Annotated in this window: 19 protein-coding genes; 6 read left to right on the forward strand and 13 right to left on the reverse strand. The window is 73.3% G+C overall.

Annotated features, from left to right (window positions below; genetic code table 11):
- The first annotated feature begins 64 nt into the window (after positions 1 to 64).
- The gene (locus IF00_RS0126290; RefSeq protein WP_030322098.1) at positions 65 to 979 is read left to right on the forward strand and encodes an aminoglycoside phosphotransferase family protein; all 915 of its coding nucleotides are present in this window, start codon (positions 65 to 67) and stop codon (positions 977 to 979) included.
- Here the strand turns inward: IF00_RS0126290 and IF00_RS0126295 are convergent.
- From IF00_RS0126295 to IF00_RS0126305, 3 genes are all read right to left on the reverse strand, one after another.
- Positions 976 to 1,548, reverse strand: coding sequence for a dihydrofolate reductase family protein (locus IF00_RS0126295; protein ID WP_030322100.1), 573 nt, complete (start codon positions 1,546 to 1,548; stop codon positions 976 to 978). The two genes, IF00_RS0126290 and IF00_RS0126295, sit on opposite strands and share 4 nt — an antisense overlap.
- 89 nt (positions 1,549 to 1,637) lie before the next feature.
- Positions 1,638 to 2,069 (reverse strand): VOC family protein, encoded by a 432-nt coding sequence (locus IF00_RS0126300; protein ID WP_030322102.1) that lies wholly within the window; start codon positions 2,067 to 2,069, stop codon positions 1,638 to 1,640.
- The gene (locus IF00_RS0126305; protein ID WP_030322103.1) at positions 2,066 to 4,093 is read right to left on the reverse strand and encodes a HelD family protein; all 2,028 of its coding nucleotides are present in this window, start codon (positions 4,091 to 4,093) and stop codon (positions 2,066 to 2,068) included. Before IF00_RS0126305 ends, IF00_RS0126300 begins: the two co-directional genes overlap by 4 nt.
- Before the next feature lie 249 nt (positions 4,094 to 4,342).
- Between IF00_RS0126305 and IF00_RS0126310 the strand changes: the two genes are divergently transcribed.
- Positions 4,343 to 4,531, forward strand: a complete 189-nt coding sequence (locus tag IF00_RS0126310) for a hypothetical protein (protein WP_030322105.1) — start codon at positions 4,343 to 4,345, stop codon at positions 4,529 to 4,531.
- Positions 4,532 to 4,579: 48 nt separating this feature from the next.
- Positions 4,580 to 4,879, forward strand: a complete 300-nt coding sequence (locus tag IF00_RS0126315) for a hypothetical protein (RefSeq protein ID WP_030322107.1) — start codon at positions 4,580 to 4,582, stop codon at positions 4,877 to 4,879.
- 7 nt (positions 4,880 to 4,886) lie between these two features.
- On the opposite strand, the gene IF00_RS0126320 is transcribed toward IF00_RS0126315, so the two are convergent.
- Both IF00_RS0126320 and IF00_RS0126325 read right to left on the reverse strand, forming a co-directional pair.
- Entirely contained in the window at positions 4,887 to 6,527 is a 1,641-nt protein-coding gene (locus IF00_RS0126320) for a DNA repair helicase XPB (protein ID WP_030322109.1), read from the reverse strand.
- Between the two features lie 83 nt (positions 6,528 to 6,610).
- Complete coding sequence (locus tag IF00_RS0126325; RefSeq protein WP_051820627.1) at positions 6,611 to 9,136, reverse strand: helicase C-terminal domain-containing protein; 2,526 nt, start codon at positions 9,134 to 9,136, stop codon at positions 6,611 to 6,613.
- Between the two features lie 72 nt (positions 9,137 to 9,208).
- Here IF00_RS0126325 and IF00_RS0126330 point away from each other — a divergent pair, with 72 nt between their 5' ends.
- The gene (locus IF00_RS0126330) at positions 9,209 to 10,291 is read left to right on the forward strand and encodes a hypothetical protein (protein ID WP_030322111.1); all 1,083 of its coding nucleotides are present in this window, start codon (positions 9,209 to 9,211) and stop codon (positions 10,289 to 10,291) included.
- A 15-nt stretch (positions 10,292 to 10,306) separates the two neighbouring features.
- Here the strand turns inward: IF00_RS0126330 and IF00_RS0126335 are convergent, their stop codons facing one another.
- The 3 genes from IF00_RS0126335 to IF00_RS0126345 are packed head-to-tail and all read right to left on the reverse strand — an operon-like array spanning position 10,307 to position 13,214.
- Positions 10,307 to 11,128: an ABC transporter ATP-binding protein gene (locus IF00_RS0126335; protein ID WP_030322113.1), complete on the reverse strand. Its 822-nt coding sequence runs from the start codon at positions 11,126 to 11,128 to the stop codon at positions 10,307 to 10,309.
- A complete protein-coding gene (locus IF00_RS0126340) occupies positions 11,125 to 12,213 on the reverse strand; it encodes a FecCD family ABC transporter permease (RefSeq protein ID WP_030322114.1) in 1,089 nt (362 codons plus the stop codon). The genes IF00_RS0126335 and IF00_RS0126340 overlap by 4 nt, the downstream gene beginning before the upstream one ends.
- Complete coding sequence (locus tag IF00_RS0126345) at positions 12,210 to 13,214, reverse strand: FecCD family ABC transporter permease (RefSeq protein WP_030322116.1); 1,005 nt, start codon at positions 13,212 to 13,214, stop codon at positions 12,210 to 12,212. The genes IF00_RS0126340 and IF00_RS0126345 overlap by 4 nt, the downstream gene beginning before the upstream one ends.
- 127 nt (positions 13,215 to 13,341) lie before the next feature.
- Here IF00_RS0126345 and IF00_RS0126350 point away from each other — a divergent pair, with 127 nt between their 5' ends.
- On the forward strand, positions 13,342 to 13,992 hold the full coding sequence (locus tag IF00_RS0126350; RefSeq protein WP_030322118.1) for an HAD family hydrolase: 651 nt from the start codon (positions 13,342 to 13,344) through the stop codon (positions 13,990 to 13,992).
- Positions 13,993 to 14,001: 9 nt separating this feature from the next.
- Here the strand turns inward: IF00_RS0126350 and IF00_RS0126355 are convergent, their stop codons facing one another.
- Positions 14,002 to 14,280 carry a hypothetical protein gene (locus tag IF00_RS0126355; protein WP_030322120.1) on the reverse strand — a complete coding sequence of 93 codons (279 nt, stop codon included), beginning with the start codon at positions 14,278 to 14,280 and terminating at the stop codon, positions 14,002 to 14,004.
- Positions 14,281 to 14,418: 138 nt separating this feature from the next.
- Between IF00_RS0126355 and IF00_RS47690 the strand changes: the two genes are divergently transcribed.
- Positions 14,419 to 14,802, forward strand: coding sequence for a cold-shock protein (locus tag IF00_RS47690; RefSeq protein ID WP_030322122.1), 384 nt, complete (start codon positions 14,419 to 14,421; stop codon positions 14,800 to 14,802).
- A gap of 13 nt (positions 14,803 to 14,815) precedes the next feature.
- Here IF00_RS47690 and IF00_RS0126365 read toward each other — a convergent pair whose 3' ends face one another.
- The 4 genes from IF00_RS0126365 to IF00_RS0126380 form a co-directional block, all read right to left on the reverse strand.
- Entirely contained in the window at positions 14,816 to 15,670 is an 855-nt protein-coding gene (locus IF00_RS0126365; protein ID WP_030322123.1) for a 1,4-dihydroxy-6-naphtoate synthase, read from the reverse strand.
- The gene (locus IF00_RS0126370) at positions 15,667 to 16,422 is read right to left on the reverse strand and encodes a futalosine hydrolase (protein ID WP_030322125.1); all 756 of its coding nucleotides are present in this window, start codon (positions 16,420 to 16,422) and stop codon (positions 15,667 to 15,669) included. The genes IF00_RS0126365 and IF00_RS0126370 overlap by 4 nt, the downstream gene beginning before the upstream one ends.
- Before the next feature lie 7 nt (positions 16,423 to 16,429).
- On the reverse strand, positions 16,430 to 16,909 hold the full coding sequence (locus IF00_RS0126375) for a hypothetical protein (protein WP_030322126.1): 480 nt from the start codon (positions 16,907 to 16,909) through the stop codon (positions 16,430 to 16,432).
- A gap of 97 nt (positions 16,910 to 17,006) precedes the next feature.
- A complete protein-coding gene (locus IF00_RS0126380; RefSeq protein WP_030322128.1) occupies positions 17,007 to 18,386 on the reverse strand; it encodes an MFS transporter in 1,380 nt (459 codons plus the stop codon).
- Between the last annotated feature and the right edge of the window lie 316 nt (positions 18,387 to 18,702).

Below are 18,702 nucleotides of genomic sequence, written 5' to 3' on the forward strand. Positions count from 1 at the left end.
GCGGGGCGGGGCGGGCACGAAAACGCCTCGCCCGTGGCGGCGAACGCTCGTTAGCCTCCCCGGTATGGCAGCCACCCCGATGCAACCCGGCGAACTCGACATCGACACGTCACTCGTCGCGCGGCTCGTCGCCGGGCGGTTCCCGGAGTGGGCCGGCCTTCCGGTACGGCGCGTGACCTCGGCCGGGACGGACAACGCGATGTTCCGCCTCGGCGACGACCTCGTCGTACGGCTGCCCCGCGTCCCGTACGCCGCGCGCCACGTCGAGAAGGAACAGCGCTGGTTGCCCCTGCTCGCCCCGCACCTGCCGCTCGACGTCCCGGTCCCGGTGGGGCGGGCCGGGGCGAGCGCCGAGTTCCCGCTGCCCTGGTCGGTCTACCGCTGGCTCGACGGCGACGACACGTACGACACCCCGCTCACCGACCTCGCGCACGCGGCCGTCGCACTGGGCCGCTTCGGCGCCGCCCTGCGCGCCGTCGACGCGAGCGGCGGGCCCACGTCCTTCCGGGGCGGCCACGTCACCGACTGGGAGGAAGGCCACCTGCCGGGCGTGATCCTCGACTTCGGCGCCGAGGGCCTGATCGACGCGGACCTCGCCACGGCCGCCTGGGAGACCGTCCTGCGGCTCCCGCAGTGGGACGGCCCGCCCGTCTGGGTCCACGGCGACCTGCTGCCGGGCAACCTGCTCGGCCGCGCGGGCCGCCTCAGCGCCGTCATCGACTTCGGCGGCGTCGGTACGGGCGACCCCGCCTGCGACACGATGCCCGCCTGGACCCTGTTCACCGCCACCACCCGCCCGCTCTTCCGCGAGGCGGCCCGCGTCGACGACGCGACCTGGGCGCGGGGACGCGGCTGGGCCCTGGCCTGGGGCCTGGTGACCGAGCACTACTACCGGGAGACGAACCCGGTGCTCGCGGCGGTCGCCCGCCGCACCCGCACCGAGGCACTCGCGGAGTACGCGGCGTCGGTCACCCCCTAGCGGACGACGTCGAAGACGTTCTTCTGGATGCCGTTGGAGTACACCTCGTGCTCGACGAGCTCCAGCTTCTGCGCGTCCTTGTCCGTCTGGCTGAAGAGCCGCTTGCCCGCGCCGAGCAGCAGCGGGAAGACGAGCAGGTGGTACCGGTCGATCAGCCCGGCGTCCGACAGCGCACGGCCCAGCGTGGCGCTGCCGTGCATGATGATCGGGCCGCCCTCGGTCTCCTTCAGCGCGGCGACCTCGTCGAGCGAGCGCAGGATCGTGGTCTCGCCCCAGTTGTCGACCAGCTCGTCCTCGGTGAGGGTCGTGGACACCACGTACTTCGGCAGCGTCTTGTAGCGGGCGAAGTCCTCCATGTCCGGCCACACGGCGCTGAACGCCTCGTAGCTGGCCCGGCCGAGCAGCATCGCGCCGGCCTCCTCCTGCTCCTGGCCCTTGAGCGCGTACGCCTCCGGAACGAACTCCACCTCCTTGAAGGTCCAGCCCGAGTTCCGGTAGCCGGGCTCGCCGCCCGGAGCCTCCACGACACCGTCGAGCGAGACGAAGACGGAGCTGATCAGAGTGCGCATCTGGGTTCTCCCGCAGGATTCGTGACGACTGCTCAGCCCTGGCGCTCAGCAGCGGATACGAACCTATAGACCGGCGCGCCCGAAGTAACTCATCGGTCGCCGGCCGATGCGTTCGCGTCGCTCTCCGGCCCGGCGACGAGCTCCACCTCGAACCCGTCGACGTTCTCCAGATAGGCCGCGTAGACGCCTTCGCCGCCCGCGTACGGATGGCGGTCGGCGAACAGCAGCCGCCAGCCGTGCGACGGCGCGGCGCCGACGAGCGCGTCGACGGCGGCCCGGTCGCCGGCGTGGAACGCGAGGTGGTTCAGGCCGGGCCTGAGCCGGTCGTGCCGGTCCGACGTGCGGGCCGGGGACTCCTCGACGACGAGGTGGAAGGAGCCGAGCGCCCAGCTGCGACCGCCCTCCCAGCGCTGGAAGGGCTCGTACCCGAGGGCGCCGAGGAGCCAGCCGAAACTGGCTTCGGCCACCGCGAGATCCCCCACCCACACCTCGACGTGATGCGGCGCACCGGGTCGACTCACGCCTGCGCCAACTGCGAAGGGATCGGGGCGGAGTGAAGGACGGTCAGGCCGGACACGGCACGGGTCAGCGCCACGTACAGCCGGCGCAGACCGGTCCGCTCGTCCGGCTCGCCGTCGACGACGGCCGCGGGCTCGTCCAGGACCACGTAGTCGTACTCCAGGCCCTTCGCGAGCGAGGCCGGGACCAGCGTCAGCCGGGACTCGGCCGTGGTCTCCTCGCCGGGGGCGAGATACGCGAGGCCTGCGGCCGTCAGCGCCTCCGCGAGCGGGGCGATCCGCGCGTCGGCGGCGATCAGCCCGATGGAGCCGTCGTGGGCCAGCGCCTCGACACAGGCCGCGACGACGTCCTGGTCGAGCGTGTCCGTGTGCCGTACGTCCAGGGAGCCCGGGTTCTCCCGCACCGACTCCACGGCCGCGAGCCCCGGTGACATGTGCGGAAGGAGCCGCGAGGCGTACGCGATGACCTCGCGCGGCACACGGAAGCCGGCGGTCAGCTCCTCCACCACCGCCTCCGGCTTGCCCAGGTGTCCGAGCGCCTCGGCCCAGCTCGCCGTCGCCCACGGCGTCGTACCCTGCGCGAGGTCGCCGAGGACGGTCGCCGAGCCGGTCGTGCAGCGCCGGCCCACCGCCCGGTACTGCATCGGGGACAGGTCCTGCGCCTCGTCGAGGACGACGTGGCCGAGCGAGTGCGTCCGCTCCACCAGGTCCCGCGCCTCGTCGACGAGGACCGCGTCCGCCGCCGACCACTTCGCCGTCTTCGCGCTCCGGGCGGGCTTCGCCCAGAGCAACAGCTTCTGCTCGTCCTCGGTGAACAGCCCTTCGGCGTGCTCCGCCAGGAACTCCGCGTCGCCGAGCAGCCGGAGCACCAGCTTCGCGGGCTCCACCAGCGGCCAGCACTCCTTCACGACGGCCTTCACGGCCGTGTTGCGCGCGACGGCGTTCTGCACCCGGTCGTCGGGCGCCTCCCCGGCCTCCTCCATCCGCACGAGGACCGAGTGCGCGATGCGCTGCGGCAGCGCCTCGCGGGCGGCCCCGTACCGGATGTCGCGGTCCAGCAACTCCTGGACGATCTCCTCCAGTTCGTACGCGGGCACCCGCCAGCGGCGCGATCCGCGCACCACCATGAGGGACTCCGTGGGCAGCGTCACGTGCGAACGCACCGCCCGCCGCAGCAGCTCCGCCATCCGGGCATCGCCCTTGACGACGGCGGTGGCGGCCTCGTCCGTGCCCCGCACCTCGACCTGCCCGCCGACGAGATCGTCGACGGTGGCCTGCTTGACCTCCAGCTCGCCGAGCGCGGGTAGGACTTGTTCGATGTAGTGCAGGAAGGACCGGTTGGGCCCGATGACCAGCGTCCCGGTCCGGGCCAGCCGCTCCCGGTGCGCGTACAGCAGATAGGCGACACGGTGCAGACCGACGGCGGTCTTGCCGGTCCCGGGCCCTCCCTGCACGCACACGGTCCCGGAGAGGTCGGACCGGACGATTCCGTCCTGCTCGGGCTGGATCGTGGCGACGATGTCCCGCATGGGGCCGACGCGGGGCCGCTCGATCTCGGCCTGGAGGAGCCGGCTGGTCCGTTCGAGCTCCTCGGGGTCGGAGAGGTGCTCGTCCTCGTACGCGGTGAGCTCGCCGCCCGTGTAGCCGAAGCGCCGGCGCAGCCCGACGTCCTGCGGGTCCTTCCTCGACGCCTGGTAGTACGGCTGCGAGACCGGCGCACGCCAGTCGATCACCATCGGGTCGCCGTCGGCGTCGTGCACGTGCCGCCGCCCGATGTAGAAGCGCTGCCCCTCCTGCGTGGTGTGCAGGTAGTCGAGCCGCCCGAAGAACAGCGGGGTGTGGGACAGGTCGGCGAGCGCCTTGATCCGGTCCTCGATCTGCCGGCCCAGCACCACCGCGTTGACCCAGTTCGCGGTGACGTCCTTGATGTCGAGCGCCTCCACGTCCTCGCGCATCGCGCGCAGGGCGGCGCGGGAGGAGGTCAGATGGGCGCGCTCGCGCGCGAGGGGGTCGTCGGACACGGGCACGGCGGAGCCTCCGGGGAGAAGTACACGGACACGTCGAGGTGGCCGCCGGTTACCGACCGGGCGGCGGCTCTCCACGGAGGGAGGCGGGGAAGCTGGCGAGTGTAACTCCTGAGCGGACGCGGGGGCGAGCGGATTCCCCCGGTGTCCACCCCGTAGGGGACGGGGTCCGTCTCACGTCGGACCCGGGCGCGCCCCCGGTTCACCCCCGAGAGCGATGTGTTCGGAATGTCCGGATTCCATGATGGATGCATGACCGCGACGACCTTCACCCTCGTGACCACCGTGACCCGCCCCCGCGTCCACCCGCTGAACACCGCCCTGCGCGCGATACGCGCCTTCGGCGGCGCCGCGGCCGGCGTCGCCCTCCTCGGCGACTACGGTCCGCCGGAGGCCGGCGTCAGGCACCCCCGCCCTGAGTACGCGCCCGGCCCCGACTGAGTACGAGAGCGTCTGCCGCCGTGGGACCGGCCTTGATGTGATCGACCCATGACGACGACGCCCACGGCCCTCCCCGACCGCAACGCCCCGAGTTCCCGCTCCCTGCGGGTCATCGCCGGTTGCGGTTTCCTCTTCCTGGCGGCGTGCTTCGTGGCCACCGTCGTGGTGGTGCTCGTAAGTGCCTTCGGAGGGGACGACGTCGCCGGGGGGTTCGTCACCGCGGCCTTCTGGACCCTGGGCCTCGGAGCCCTCATGGGGGTGGTCACCCTGATCGCCCCCCGCAGGGGTGCGGTGATCGCCGAATACGCCCTGGCGACCACCGCCCCGCTGCTGGTGCTGATGGGCTAGAGGACCCCTACGGCGCGAGCAGCTCGTCCGCGTCGACGATCCGGTACGCGTACCCCTGCTCGGCCAGGAACCGCTGCCGGTGGGCGGCGAAGTCCTGGTCGATGGTGTCGCGGGCGACCACCGAGTAGAAGTGCGCCTGGTGGCCGTCGGACTTCGGCCGGAGCACCCGGCCGAGGCGCTGCGCCTCCTCCTGACGGGAGCCGAAGGTGCCGGACACCTGGATGGCGACGGTCGCCTCGGGCAGGTCGATGGAGAAGTTCGCGACCTTCGACACGACGAGCACGCTGATCTCGCCGGTCCGGAAGGCGTCGAAGAGCTTCTCGCGCTGGGCGTTCGGGGTCTCGCCCTTGATGACGGGCGCGTCCAGGTGCTCGCCGAGCTCGTCGAGCTGGTCGATGTACTGGCCGATGACGAGGATCTGCTGCCCCTCGAACTTCTTCACCAGGGCCTCGGTCACCTTCCGCTTCGTCGCGGTGGTGGCGCAGAAGCGGTACTTCTCCTCGGCCTCGGCGGTGGCGTAGGCGAGCCGCTCGGAGTCGGTCAGGTTCACACGGACCTCGACGCAGTCGGCGGGCGCGATGTAGCCCTGCGCCTCGATCTCCTTCCAGGGCGCGTCGAACCGCTTGGGCCCGATGAGCGAGAAGACGTCGGACTCGCGGCCGTCCTCACGCACGAGGGTGGCGGTGAGCCCGAGACGGCGCCGGGCCTGCAGATCGGCGGTGAACTTGAACACGGGCGCGGGCAGCAGGTGCACCTCGTCGTAGACGATGAGCCCCCAGTCGCGGGAGTCGAACAGCTCCAGGTGGGGGTAGATCCCCTTCCGCTTGGTGGTGAGCACCTGGTACGTGGCGATGGTGACCGGCCGGATCTCCTTCTTCGTACCGCTGTACTCGCCGATCTCGTCCTCGGTGAGCGAGGTCCGCTTGACCAGCTCGTGCTTCCACTGACGGGCGGAGACGGTGTTGGTGACGAGAATCAGCGTGGTCGCCTTGGCCTGCGCCATGGCACCGGCCCCGACCAGCGTCTTTCCGGCGCCGCAGGGCAGGACGACGACGCCGGACCCACCGTGCCAGAAGCCCTCGACGGCCTGCTTCTGATACGGCCGAAGGGCCCATCCGTCCTCGGCGAGATCGATCCGGTGGGCCTCGCCGTCGACGTACCCGGCGAGGTCCTCGGCGGGCCACCCCAGCTTCAGCAGCGTCTGCTTGATCTGCCCGCGCTCGGAGGGGTGCACGACGACGGTGTCGGGGTCGATCCGCTCCCCGACGAGCGGCTGCACCTTCCGCGACCGCAGGATCTCCTCCAGCACGGGCCGGTCGGTGCTGGTCAGCACGAGCCCGTGCGTCGGGTGCTTGGACAGCGTGAGGCGCCCGTAGCGGGCCATGGTCTCGGCGATGTCGACGAGCAGCGCGTGCGGCACGGGATAGCGCGAGTACTCGACGAGCGCGTCGACGACCTGCTCGGCGTCGTGGCCGGCGGCCCGCGCGTTCCACAGTCCGAGGGGCGTCAGCCGGTACGTGTGAATGTGCTCGGGCGCCCGCTCCAGCTCGGCGAACGGCGCGATGGCTCGCCGACAGGCGTCGGCGAGCTCGTGGTCGACCTCCAGGAGCAGCGTCTTGTCACTCTGGACGATAAGAGGTCCATTCACGTGATCAGGTCCTTCCGACACCGTGCCGTTCCCGTAACGGCCAATCCTCCAGTGTGCCTGACCGGGGGGAATGCTGCAGTCGGCTACACCTGGTCGTCCGCCAGTTCCGCCACGCCCGTGATCCGGTGCAGCGGGTAGGTGCGGACCTCGTCCGCGGTGTGGTCGTAGGCCGTCACGAAGCCGCCCTCCACCCGCACCGGGGCGATCACCCGCTGGCTCGCGCCGCCCTCCGCGTTCACGTAGCCGATCCAGACCGCCGAGCCCGTCATCGCCGCCGCCTGGACCGTCGCCAGGGTCTCCGCCGCCGACGTGCGCGGCAGGGCGCCCGCCGCCGTCGGGGCAGCCGCCGGTTCCTTGCGGACCGCGGTCGCCGCCCGGTCGCCCGCGCGGATGGCCCTGACCGCCGCGCCGAGCAGCGTCGTGTCGGGGGCCGGCGGGCCGTCCGGTACCGGCACCGGGGCCGTACGCGCGCCCGTGCGGTACGCGTCCGCCCGCGTGATCAGGACGTCGCCCGTCGTCGACTCGGCCGCCGGCGCGTACCCCATCGACCGCAGCCCGTCGAGCAGCCCCGACGGGTCCGTCTGCGCCGCGAGCACCGTCGGCGCGAGCCGCCGCAGGCCGAGGGACGACGAGCGGCGGTCCGCCAGGATCTCGTCGAGCACCGTGTCGTCATCGCAGCGCACGTACGCCGACGCAGCCCCCACCCGCAGATGGCCGTGGCGTCTCGCCACGTCGTCGATCAGGTACGCGAGCGGCTGCGGAACCGGCGTCCGCGCGTGCGCCTTGAGGAACGCGTGCAGGTCGGTGGCGGTCTGCCCGGAGTCGAGCGCGCGCCGTACGGACCCGGGCGTGAACCGGTAGACCGTCGCGCCACCCTTCGATTCCACGTCCGCGAGCACCGCGAGCGCGTCCGCGAGCGGCCGCCGCAGCGGCCCCGGTGCCACCGCCGTCAGGTCCGCCTGGAGAAGTACGTGGTCGACGGCCTCCGGCAGGAGCGGGGCCAGGAGCGTCGCCGCCCGCCCCGCCGCCACCGACGGTTCCACGCCCCCGCCCAGCGCCCCGGCGGACGCCGCCTCCGCCAGCGGAAGGTTCAGCAGCGCGCGGGCCGGCCCCGACAGGGCACCCCGCCCCGTGAGCCCCAGGAGTTCCGCCTCCGCCAGCGCCCAGCGGGCCAGCCGCGACCTCAGGTCGCCGCCCTCCTCCGCGGCGGACGCACCCCGCAGCGGCCGCTCCCACCGCAGCCGGGCGAACAGCGACTCCGGCTCCGCCGACGAACCCGGCGGCAGCGTCGCGAGCAGCCCGAGCACCCGGTGCCGCACCTCCGGCGCGGGCGACCGGTCCAGATCAGGGCCGAGCACCGACAGCGTCCGGCCCTTCGCGTCCTGACCGCCGACCAGACCCGGCGTACGGGTCGCCGTCAGCCAGGGCGTGACGAGCAGGGCCCAGCGTTCCGCCGGCGGGAGATCGAGCCAGTCGTCGTACGCAGGCGTCGGCGCGTACCGCTCGTCCGCCTCACCGTCCGAGGCGAGCAGCCCCGCCCCGTAACAGAGCTCCAGCCAGAACGCCGCCGTCTCCTCGGAGACGTCGAGCGCCGACGCCGTCCGCTTGAGATCCCGTACGGACATCCCGCCCGCCCTCAGCACCTGCGGCCCGCCCCGGTCCCAGGACTTCAGCAGCTCCTCGACGGTCGCGAGCGCCAGCTGCGCCTGCCCGGCCGCCGCACTGTCCACCACCTGGGGGCGGTACTCCCGCAACACCCCAGGCACCGGCGCCACCGGCTCCGGCGCCCGGTGCGCCCGCCCACCCCGCAGATGCAGCGCCACCTCGCGCGGCAGCACCATCGTCCGCGGCGACACCGGAAGCAGCAGGCCATGGTCGCGCAGCCACTGCACCGGTGCCGCCGGCTTCGCCGTCACCTCGCCGTACGGCGGACCCCACACCAGCCGGTCGAGCACGGACAACGCGTCCGGCGACGCCGTGTCGAGCAGCGAGCCCATCCGGTCCCGGTCCGTGAACAGCGCCGTCAGCGCCGCCACCGCCGACACCGGATCATGCGTGGTCGGCAGCCCCGCCGCCGCGATGATCTCCTGCACCCGGCCCGGCGACATCCCCGACGTCGCCTCGGCCACCGTCGGCCCGAGCCCCGTCGGCGACGGATGCTGCGCCGACGGCGCGAGCAGCTCCCGTGCCGTCCGCACCAGCCGCAGCCGGTCGTCCTCGCCCCACACCAGCGCCTGCTCGCGCAGCAGCTCCACCGCGGCCGGCAGCGCCGCCTCGATCTCCGCGTCACCCTCGTCTCCGGTGAGCAGCCCCAGGAGCACGGGGTACGGCGCCGGGTCCTGCGCCACCGCGAGCGCTTCGGCCGTCTGGAGGGCGAACCGGTCGAGCCGCTCAAGGGCCCGCACCACCGAACCCCGCGTCCCGGCGCGGGTCGCCAGCTGCGTCAGATCGTTCGGCACCGGACTCAACAGATCGGGCCGGGCCCGCAACAGCGCGGCGAGCCCCTCGTCGCCCCGCGCGCGCAGCGCCTCAGCGAGTGTGCGGGGCGCCGTGGCGGCGCCAGTTACCTCGGGCACGTGCGCCTCCCGGTCGAGCTCACCGATCCCCATCCGGACCACGTTAGCCGCTGCGCAGGCGCTAACGTCGGGCCGTACCGGGCGAACCGGCCGTGGAGGGGCACCGTGGGGATCGAGAGCGACCAGTTGGTCTACGACTATCTGAGCCGGGTCGGCGATCTGGCTCAGCAGCGGCAGCTGCCGGCGAGCGACCGGATGCGGCTGGTGTCCACCCTCCGCAACGAGATCGACCGCCGCCGCGCCACGCACGGCGAGGAGAGCCCGGCGGCGATACGGGGCATCCTCGGCGCGCTGGGAACACCGGACGAGGTCGTGGACCGGGCGGAGGGCCCGGGCGCGGCGCCACCGTCGACGCCGGCACCGACCGCGGCGAAGAAGCCCGTGCCGAAGCCCCGCGCCGGGCAGCGGACGGGACAACGGGAGGGGAAGCGCCTCGGGTGGGTGCCGGGCAGCCGCCGGCTCCGGGAGGGAGCGACTCCGGCTCCGGCGCCGAAGGCGCCGCCGGCCCCGGACGCCGGGGCCGCAGAGACCACCGACATGGCCCTCGCGGGAGCCGGTGCCGACGCCGGTGCCGACACGGACTGGTGGCAGGTCGACGCCGCCGACGGCCTCCCCGGCTTCGTGGGCGGCGTCGAACGACCGGACCTCTTCAGGGAACCCGTCCCGGAACACGACGAGGACGCGCACGAGGACGCGCACCGGGAAGGCGCCGACGACGCACCGGACGCGCCCCCCGGGAAGCGCCGCCGCCTCGCCCGTGTCCTCCTCCGCCGCGAGCGGACGGCCCCCGAGGCCGAGCCGGACGCCGACGAGGACACGGAGCCCGTGGCGGCCCCGGTCTCCCGTCTCCGCGTCGCCGGGCCCTTCGTCCTGCTCGCCGCGCTCCTCCTGCTCGGCGGCGCGCTCTTCGGCTCGCTCGTCGCCCTGGCCGCGGGATGGCTCATCGCGTACGCCTCCCGCCGGCTGACTCCCGGCGAGGTCAAGGGCGCCGTCCTGGTGATCCCGGGCCTCGCCGCCGCGTCCGGCATCGCCTGGCTGTGGGGCCGTGTGGAGGGCCGCTGGGGCGAGCCGGTGGCCGCGGGCGGCGAGGCGATGGGCGCGGCGATCTCGGAGACCTGGCCCTGGGTCCTCCGGGGCGCGGCCGTCGCGTCGGCCCTGTTCCTGCTGTGGAGGGCCCGGAGGCACTGACCGGGTGGGCCGGGATCAGCCCGCGGGAACCTCGGCGGCGTCCTCCAGATCCGCATGCCACGGCGCCCCCGGCACCACCAGCGGCGACCCCGTCACCGGGTCCGGCACCACGACCGACGCCAGCCCGAAGACGTCCCGTACGAGCTCCTCCGTCACGATCTCCCCCGGCGGCCCCTCCGCCACCACCCGTCCCGCCTTCATGGCGATCAGGTGGTCGGCGTACCGGGCCGCCTGGTTCAGGTCGTGGAGGACGAGGACGACCGTGCGGCCGCGCAGCCGGTTGAGGCGGCGGACCAGGTCGAGGACCTCCACCTGGTGGGAGATGTCCAGGTAGGTGGTGGGCTCGTCGAGCAGCAGCAGGTCCGTCTCCTGGGCGAGGGCCATCGCGATCCACACCCGCTGCCGCTGCCCGCCCGACAGCTCGTCCACGGAGCGGTCGGCGAGCGCGGTCACGTCCGTGCGGTCCATCGCCTCGACGACCGCCCGCTCGTCCTCCTCCGACCACTGCTTCCACCAGGCCTGGTGCGGCTGGCGGCCGCGCGAGACCAGGTCGGCGACGGTGATCGCCTCCGGAGCGACCGGCGTCTGCGGAAGCAGCCCGATCGAGCGGGCGATCCGCTTCGTCGGGAGCTTCGCCAGCTCCTCCCCGTCGAGGAGGACCGCGCCGCCCGCCGGCCTGAGGAGCCGGCCGAGCGCCCGGAGGGTGGTCGACTTGCCGCAGGCGTTGGGGCCGACGATCACGGTCACCTTGCCGTCGGGGATCGCCAGGTCCAGCTCGTGGACGACGGTGCGGTCCTCGTAGGCGAGCGTCAGCTCGCGCGCGGTCAGCCTGCTCACGCCTTGCCTCCTGCGGATGCTGCGGTACGGCTCCGGACGATGAGCCAGATCAGGTACGGGGCGCCGACGGCCGCCGTGAGGACGCCCACCGGAAGTTCGACGGGCGACAGGAGCCGCCGGCCGAGCAGGTCGGCGAGGACGACGACCGCGGCGCCGGTCAGCGCCGAGGCGAGCAGCGGGATCTGCGCGGTACGGGTCATCCGGCGGGCGATCTGCGGCGCGAGCAGCGCCACGAAGTCGACCGGGCCCGCGACGCCCGTCGCGACGGACGCGAGCACGACCCCTACCGCCACGAGCCCGAGCCGGACCCGCCCCAGCCGTACGCCGAGCGCCGTCGCCGTGTCGTCGTCGAGGGAGACGGTCCGCTGAGCCCGCGCTGCCCACAGCACGGCGGGCAGCATGAGCAGCAGCGTCCAGCGGATCGGCGCGGACTCGTCCCAGCCGCGCCCGTTGAGCGAGCCGGTCATCCAGATCTGGGCCTGCTGGGCGACGAGGAAGTCGCCCTTGGTCATGAAGAGCGTGGTGAGCGACCGCAGCGCGATCGCGAACCCGATGCCGATGAGGACGAACCGCGTCGCGTGCAGCCCTCCGCGCCACGCGAACACGTACACGAGCGCCGCGGCGACGACACCGCCGGCGATCGAGAGGTACGGCAGCACGGTGTACGAGGTGAGCCCGAAGGTCATCGCGGCGACGGTGACCGCCCCCGCTCCCTGGCTGATGCCGATGATGTCGGGGCTGGCCAGCGGGTTGCGGGCCACGGTCTGGATCAGCGCGCCCGCGACCCCGAACGCGGCGCCGACGGCGAGGGCGACGACAAGCCGCGGCTCCCGCAGCTCCGCCACGACGAACGTCGACGGCGACGGCTGCCCGAGGAGGACGCGTACGACCTCGGAGGGGTCGACGAACCGCTCGCCGACGCAGAGGTACGCGACGGAGGAAACGGCCAGGAGCAGCAGCAGGCCCACGGTGACGAACGCGGACCGCCGGTGAACCAGGAACGAGGCGCCGCCGGCGCGCACGAGCCCGTACCCCGCGGGCCGCAGCGTGCCCTTCGCGGGCCGGACGGGGGAGAGGGCGCTCACGCCGCCACCGCCTTCCGCCGTACGAGCGTCACCAGGAACGGCACCCCGATCAGCGCCGTCATCACCCCGGCCGGCACCTCGCCCGGCGGGAACACGATCCGCCCGGCGACGTCCGCCACGAGGAGCATCACCGGTCCGATGACCGCGGCCATCGGCAGCACCCACCGGTGGTCGGAGCCGACGACGGCCCGCGCGATGTGCGGGACGGCGAGGCCGACGAAGGCGACGGGCCCGGCGGCGGCCACGGCCGCGCCGGTCAGGACGGTCGCGCCGATCCCGCCGACGATCCGCACCGTCGCGACCCGCTGCCCCAGCCCCTTGGCGACGTCCTCGCCGAGCGCGAGCGCGTCGAGCCCCCGCGCGACGGAGACGACGAGAAGCGCGCCGAGCAGCAGGAAGGGCCAGATCTGGCCGACGATCTGGGCGTCGCGCCCGTCGAGGGAGCCGATCTGCCAGAACCGGAACTCGTCGAGCGCGGAGGCCTTGGTGGTGAGGATGCCGGTGGTGACGGAGAGCAGCAGCGCGTTGATCGCGGCCCCGCCGAGCGCCAGCTTCACCGGCGTCGCCCCGCCGCGCCCGCTGGACGCGATGGCGTGGACGGCGACCGCGGCGACCGCGGCCCCGACGAAGGCGAACCACACGTACCCGGTCAGCGAGTGCACTCCGAAGAAGGCGATCGCGAGGACGACGCCGACCGAGGAGCCCTGGCTGATGCCGAGGATGCCGGGGTCGGCGATCGGGTTGCGGGTGATGCCCTGGAGGGCGGTACCGGCGAGCGCGAGCGCCGCGCCGACCATCAGTCCGATGAGGGTCCTGGGCACCCGGAGCTGTCGTACGACCTCGGCGTCGGGGCTCGTACCGCCGTGCAGCAGGGCGTCGAACACCGTGGACGGGGCGATGGCCCGGGCGCCGACGGCGAGGCTCAGGAGCACGGCGAGGAGCAGGGCGACGAGAGCCGCCGAGGTCGCGAGGACCCGTCTGGAACGGAAAGCGGCTGGCATCAGGACCCATCGGGTGGTGCGGGGATCGGGCGGCGCGGGTTCGGTAAGGCTTGGCTCAGTGTAAGCAGCAGCCATATTCGAACACCCGGGCCGTAGGTCCCCCGGAAGGGTCCCCGAGAATGGCGGTATGACGCCCTCCGCCGCCACGCCCCCGCCGGCCACGAAGCCGACGCCCCCGCTCACCGTCGGCTTCGACCTCGACCTGACGCTCGTCGACACCCGCCCAGGCATCAAGGCCGCCTGGGAGGCGTTCTCGGCCGAATCCGGCGTCCCCGTCGACGCGGACGTCGTGGTCAACCGCCTCGGCCCGCCCCTGGAGCACGAGATGGCCCACTGGGTCCCCGCGGACCAGGTCACCGAGATGGTGGCCCGCTACCGTGCGCTCTACCCGGCGTACGCGATCGAGCCCTCGCCGCCGATGCCGGGCGCGAGGGACGCGATGCGGGCCGTACGCGAAGCGGGCGGCCGCACCGTCGTCGTCACCGCGAAGAACGGCCCGCACGCCGAGCTGCACCTCGCGCACCTCGGCATCGAGCCGGACGCGCTCGTCGGCGGCCTGTGGGCCGAGGGCAAGGCCGAGGCCCTGCGCGCCCACGGCGCCCAGGTGTACGTCGGCGACCACATCGGCGACGTCCGCGGCGCCGCCACCGCGGGCGCCCTCTCGGTGGCCGTCGCCACCGGCCCCTGCGCCCCCGAGGAACTGGCGGAGGCAGGCGCCCACGTCGTCCTCACCGACCTGACGGACTTCCGCGCCTGGTGGGAGGGGTACCTGGCCTGAACGGCGGCGCTACCCGGCCTGAACCGGCGCGGTCGCGCCCTCCCGCGCCTGCCGCCGCTGAGCCGCGATCGAGCGCAGCACCCCGGCGGCGGCGACGGCGAATCCGACACCCATGAGCATGGAGACGGTGTACGCGACCGTCGGGAACGGGTCCGTTCCCAGGAACAGCGGAGCCACGGTGACCAGCGTCGCCACCGCGCCGATGGCGAAGAGGATGACACCGGCCTTGACGAGGCCGTCACCCGGAGCGCTGTCGTTCGCCTGTGCGGCAGGGGTTTCACTACGCATCCGGCCAGGGTAGTTCCCAGGCCGAAGGAACACATCGGCGACGTCTTGTCACCGGCCTCCGGACCATTAGCCTGGTGCCGGCGGGTCGGTCGACCCGCTGTTTGCTATCCCCCGACGAGGACGAGGACGAGGACAGACGTGCCTACCGGCAAGGTCAAATGGTTCAACAGCGAGAAGGGCTTCGGCTTTCTCTCCCGCGACGACGGCGGCGACGTCTTCGTCCACTCGTCGGTGCTCCCTGCCGGAGTCGACGCACTGAAGCCGGGGCAGCGGGTCGAGTTCGGAGTCGTCGCAGGCCAGCGCGGCGACCAGGCGCTGTCCGTCACGATCCTCGACCCGACACCGTCCGTCGCCGCGGCGCAGCGCCGTAAGCCCGACGAACTGGCGTCCATCGTGCAGGACCTGACGACGCTCCTGGAGAACATCACGCCGATGCTGGAGCGCGGCCGCTACCCCGACAAGACGCAGGGCGCCAAGATCGCGGGACTGCTGCGCGCGGTCGCGGACCAGCTGGACGTCTGACTCTTCCGGCCGGCTACGGGAAAGCGAGCGCGTCCGGGCCGAGGGGCGGTACGAGTCCCTCGGCCGCGGCGCGGGTGAGCAGCCCGCGGACCGCCGCGTACCCGTGCTCGCCGAGGTCGGCCGTGAACTCGTTGACGTAGAGCCCGATGTGCTGGTCGGCGACCTTCGGGTCCATCTCCTGCGCGTGCTCCATGACGTACGGGCGGGAGGCCGCCGGGTCGTCCCAGGCCATCCGCACCGACGTACGGGCCGAGGCGGCGAGCCGCCCCAGGGTCTCCGCACCGAGGGAGCGGCGGGCGACGATCGCGCCGAGCGGGATCGGCAGACCCGTCGTGGACTCCCAGTGCTCGCCCATGTCGGCGAGGCAGTGCAGCCCGTAGTTCCTGTACGTGAAGCGGGCCTCGTGGATGACGAGCCCGGCGTCGACCTTGCCGTCGCGCACCGCGGGCATGATCTCGTGGAACGGCATCACGACGACGTTCCCGACCCCGCCCGGCACCTTCTCGGCCGCCCAGAGCCGGAACAGCAGATACGCGGTGGAGCGCTCGCTCGGCACCGCGACCGTCTTCCCGGCGAGGTCGGCGCCGGTCGCCTCCTCCCGGGTGAGGACGAGCGGCCCGCAGCCGCGGCCGAGGGCGCCGCCGCAGGGCAGCAGCGCGTACTCGTCGAGGATCCAGGGCAGCACGGCGTACGACACCTTGAGGACGTCGTGGCCGTCGGTGCCGCTCTCGGCCCAGCCGTTGGTGATGTCGATGTCGGCGAAGGTGACGTCGAGCCGCGGGGCGTCCGGAACGCGGCCGTGGGCCCAGGCGTCGAAGACGAAGGTGTCGTTCGGGCAGGGCGAGTAGGCGATCTTCAGCTTGGTCACGACGGCTCCAGCTCCATGAAGACGGTCTTGCTGAGCAGCTCGGAAGTGTGCCGGAGCGCGTGCAGGGCCTCGCCGATGCGCCAGGCGGCGCGGTCGCGGGGGCCGACGGCGTTCGACACGGCCCGGATCTCGACCACGGGCACGCCGTACGCGGCGGCGGCCTCGGCGACACCGAAGCCCTCCATGGCCTCCGCGGCGGCTCCGGGATGGCGCCCGGCCAGCTCGGCGGCGCGGCCGGCGGTGCCGGTGACGGTGGAGACGGTGAGCACGGGCGCGACGGTGTGCGGCAGGCCGGCGGCGGTCAGGGCGGCGGCGATCCGGTCGGTCAGGGCCTTCGGCACGGGATGGGCGGACCGCCCGAAACCGAGCTCGTCGACGGTGAGGTACCCGTCGGGGGTCTGTGCGCCGAGGTCGGCGGCGACGACGGCCGACGAGACGACGACGGACCCGAGGGGCGCGAGGGGCTGGAACCCGCCGGCGATCCCGGCGGAGACGACGAGACCGTAGGGGTTCTCGGTGCCGGTGAGCGCCGCGTACGCCAGCGCGGTCCCGGTCGAGGCGGCGACGGCGGCGGGGCCGACCCCGCCGACGAGGACGTCGATCAGTACGCGAGCACCCGGCGATTCCGTGTGCCGGCGCAGGACGAGGCCCCCCGGCAGCGGGAGCAGCTCGGGGGCGCCGAGGCCGAGGCCGGCGGAGACGGAGTCCGCCTCCGCCGCGACGGCCGTCACGATCAGGATCCGGTGGACCACCGGAGGATCAGGATTCCTTCTTCAGCTCGAAGTGCCAGATGCCGGTCAGCTTCTTGCCGGTGTTCTCGACGATGGTCACCTGGGTCTTGTCGGTGGCCTCGCCGGTCTGGCTGGAGAAGAAGGCGCTGGCCGGAATGGTCCGGTACGTCTTCTTGTACGGCTCGGGCTCGGCCTGCTGGCCGCCGAGGAAGATGGTCCAGCCGTTGTCCGCGATCTCGGGGTCGACCCCGAAGCGGATCTTGTCGTCCATCGCCACGGTGATGGACTTCTCGGCCTTCTTGTTGAGGCACTGCTGGATCTGCGACTCCTTGATGGCTTCGCCGTCGTTGTAACAGGCGGCCTCGGAGTGGATCGAGTCGGTCCCGACCGTCACGGTCGCGATCGGAGTCGGCTTGTCGCAGGCGGAGAGAACGAGGAGCCCGGCGGAGACGGCCCCGAGGGCGACGGCGGCCCGGCGGCGCGAGCCGGAGAAGAACGCAACGGTCATGAGCCGAAGGCTATCGGGCCGCCGCGTCCGCGCCACGCGGGGGTACGGCGTGCCGCTGTCCGGTACCGGAACGAGGGGCGGCAGGTGAGCGGGATTCCTACGCCACCCGCGCCTTCGACCGCCCCTTCGGTCCCGGTCGCCGCCGGGCCGCCGTGAGCAGGCCCCGTACGGAGAGGAGCGCGCCCGTGGCCAGGATTCCGGCCGCGACGGCCATGCCCAGGGTCCCGTTCAGCGGCAGGGCGATGCCGATCCCGCCGCCCACCACCCACGCCATCTGCAGCGCCGTCTCGGAACGCGCGAACGCCGAGGTCCGTACGACCTCCGGCACGTCCCGCTGGATCAGCGCGTCCAGGGACAGCTTCGACAGGGCCTGGGTGAGGCCCGCGACCGCGCCCAGGACGGCCACCATCAGCCCGCCGAAGAAGATCGCCGTACAGATCGCCGTGGCGCAGACCACGCTGATCATCGTGGCGATGATCACCTCGGGCCCGTGCCCCCGGTCCCGCAGGAGCGAGCCCATCGCCGTACCGCAGGCGTTGCCCACCCCGGCCGCCACACCCACGATCCCCAGCGACACGGCGGCGCTCTGCCCCGACAACGGATGGTCGCGCAGCAGGAACGCCAGGAAGAAGATCAGGAAACCCGACAGCATCCGCTGCGCCGCGTTCGCCTCCAGGCCGTGCAGGACCGACGGCCCCACCGTCCGCAGGCTCGGCTTCCGCTCGCCGTGCGTCAGCAGATGCGCCCGCCGCTCACCCTTCGCCGAGTCCACCTTGGGTGGCATCCGCAGCGCCCAGAACGCCCCGAGCAGGAACAGCGCGCACGCGCCGTACAGCGGATAGCGGGGCCCGAGCACCTGGAGCCCCGCGCCGATGGGCGCGGCGATGCCGGTCGCGAGCAGCCCGGCCAGGGTGACCCGGGAGTTCGCCTTCACCAGGGAGAAGTTCGGTGGCAGGAGCCGGGGCACGACGGCGCTGCGCACCACCCCGTACGCCTTCGAGGCCACCAGGACCCCGAGCGCCGCCGGGTACAGCTCGATGCCGCCGGTGGCGACCGCCGCCGACATCATGATCGCGAGGACCGCCCGGGTCAGCATCGCGCCGGCCATCGCCGCCCGCCGTCCGTGCGGGATGCGGTCGAGGAGCGGACCGATCACCGGGGCGAGCAGGGTGAAGGGGGCCATGGTGACCGCGAGGTAGAGGGCCACGCGGCCGCGGGCCTCGTCGGTGGGGACCGAGAAGAAGACGGTGGAGGCGAGGGCGACGGTGATCATGACGTCACCGGCGCCGTTCACCGCGTGCAGCTCGATCAGCTTCCCGAGCCCCGACTCGCCCGCGCCATGGGCGTGGGTGGCCTTGCGGATGCCCTTCGCGGTCCCCGTGAACGGCAGGTGCAGGGCGCGGCCGACCTTCCGGCCCGCTCTGCGGAGCGGTCCGGCATGATCTTCGGATCGTGCGGGGGACCGTGCGGCTGCCACTCCGTCATAGTGCCCCACCGGCGCGCCGGACGAACCGTGGCGCGGCGGGGGAGGGTGACTTCGGGCGATGTCATCGGCCGCATCGCAGGGGGCCGGAGGGGTGCGTGGGCCGCTTTCGAACCCTTCCGTTCGTCCCTGGGACAGCGCTCCGACCGCCCCCCGAGCGTCCGCGATCCGGGCCACTTGGGGCGGGCAGGTGGGCTGACGCCCGCGAACGGGGTAGCGTGCGTAGCGCGTCACCGGCGGAAGCTCTCGGCCGCGCGCCTCTTCGGCATCCCGCAGAATGGATGGCGATAGGTGTGCCCGAGACACGCGA

This window comes from Streptomyces flavochromogenes, assembly GCF_000717595.1.
Taxonomy (GTDB): Bacteria; Actinomycetota; Actinomycetes; order Streptomycetales; family Streptomycetaceae; genus Streptomyces; species Streptomyces flavochromogenes.

Coding starts and splice junctions, on each gene's coding strand:
- IF00_RS0126290 (WP_030322098.1), top strand. CDS start 65: ATGGCAGCCACCCCGATGCAACCCGGCGAACTCGACATCGACACGTCA.
- IF00_RS0126295 (WP_030322100.1), bottom strand. CDS start 1,548: ATGCGCACTCTGATCAGCTCCGTCTTCGTCTCGCTCGACGGTGTCGTG.
- IF00_RS0126310 (WP_030322105.1), top strand. CDS start 4,343: ATGACCGCGACGACCTTCACCCTCGTGACCACCGTGACCCGCCCCCGC.
- IF00_RS0126315 (WP_030322107.1), top strand. CDS start 4,580: ATGACGACGACGCCCACGGCCCTCCCCGACCGCAACGCCCCGAGTTCC.
- IF00_RS0126325 (WP_051820627.1), bottom strand. CDS start 9,136: ATGGGGATCGGTGAGCTCGACCGGGAGGCGCACGTGCCCGAGGTAACT.
- IF00_RS0126345 (WP_030322116.1), bottom strand. CDS start 13,214: ATGCCAGCCGCTTTCCGTTCCAGACGGGTCCTCGCGACCTCGGCGGCT.
- IF00_RS0126350 (WP_030322118.1), top strand. CDS start 13,342: ATGACGCCCTCCGCCGCCACGCCCCCGCCGGCCACGAAGCCGACGCCC.
- IF00_RS0126355 (WP_030322120.1), bottom strand. CDS start 14,280: ATGCGTAGTGAAACCCCTGCCGCACAGGCGAACGACAGCGCTCCGGGT.
- IF00_RS0126375 (WP_030322126.1), bottom strand. CDS start 16,909: ATGACCGTTGCGTTCTTCTCCGGCTCGCGCCGCCGGGCCGCCGTCGCC.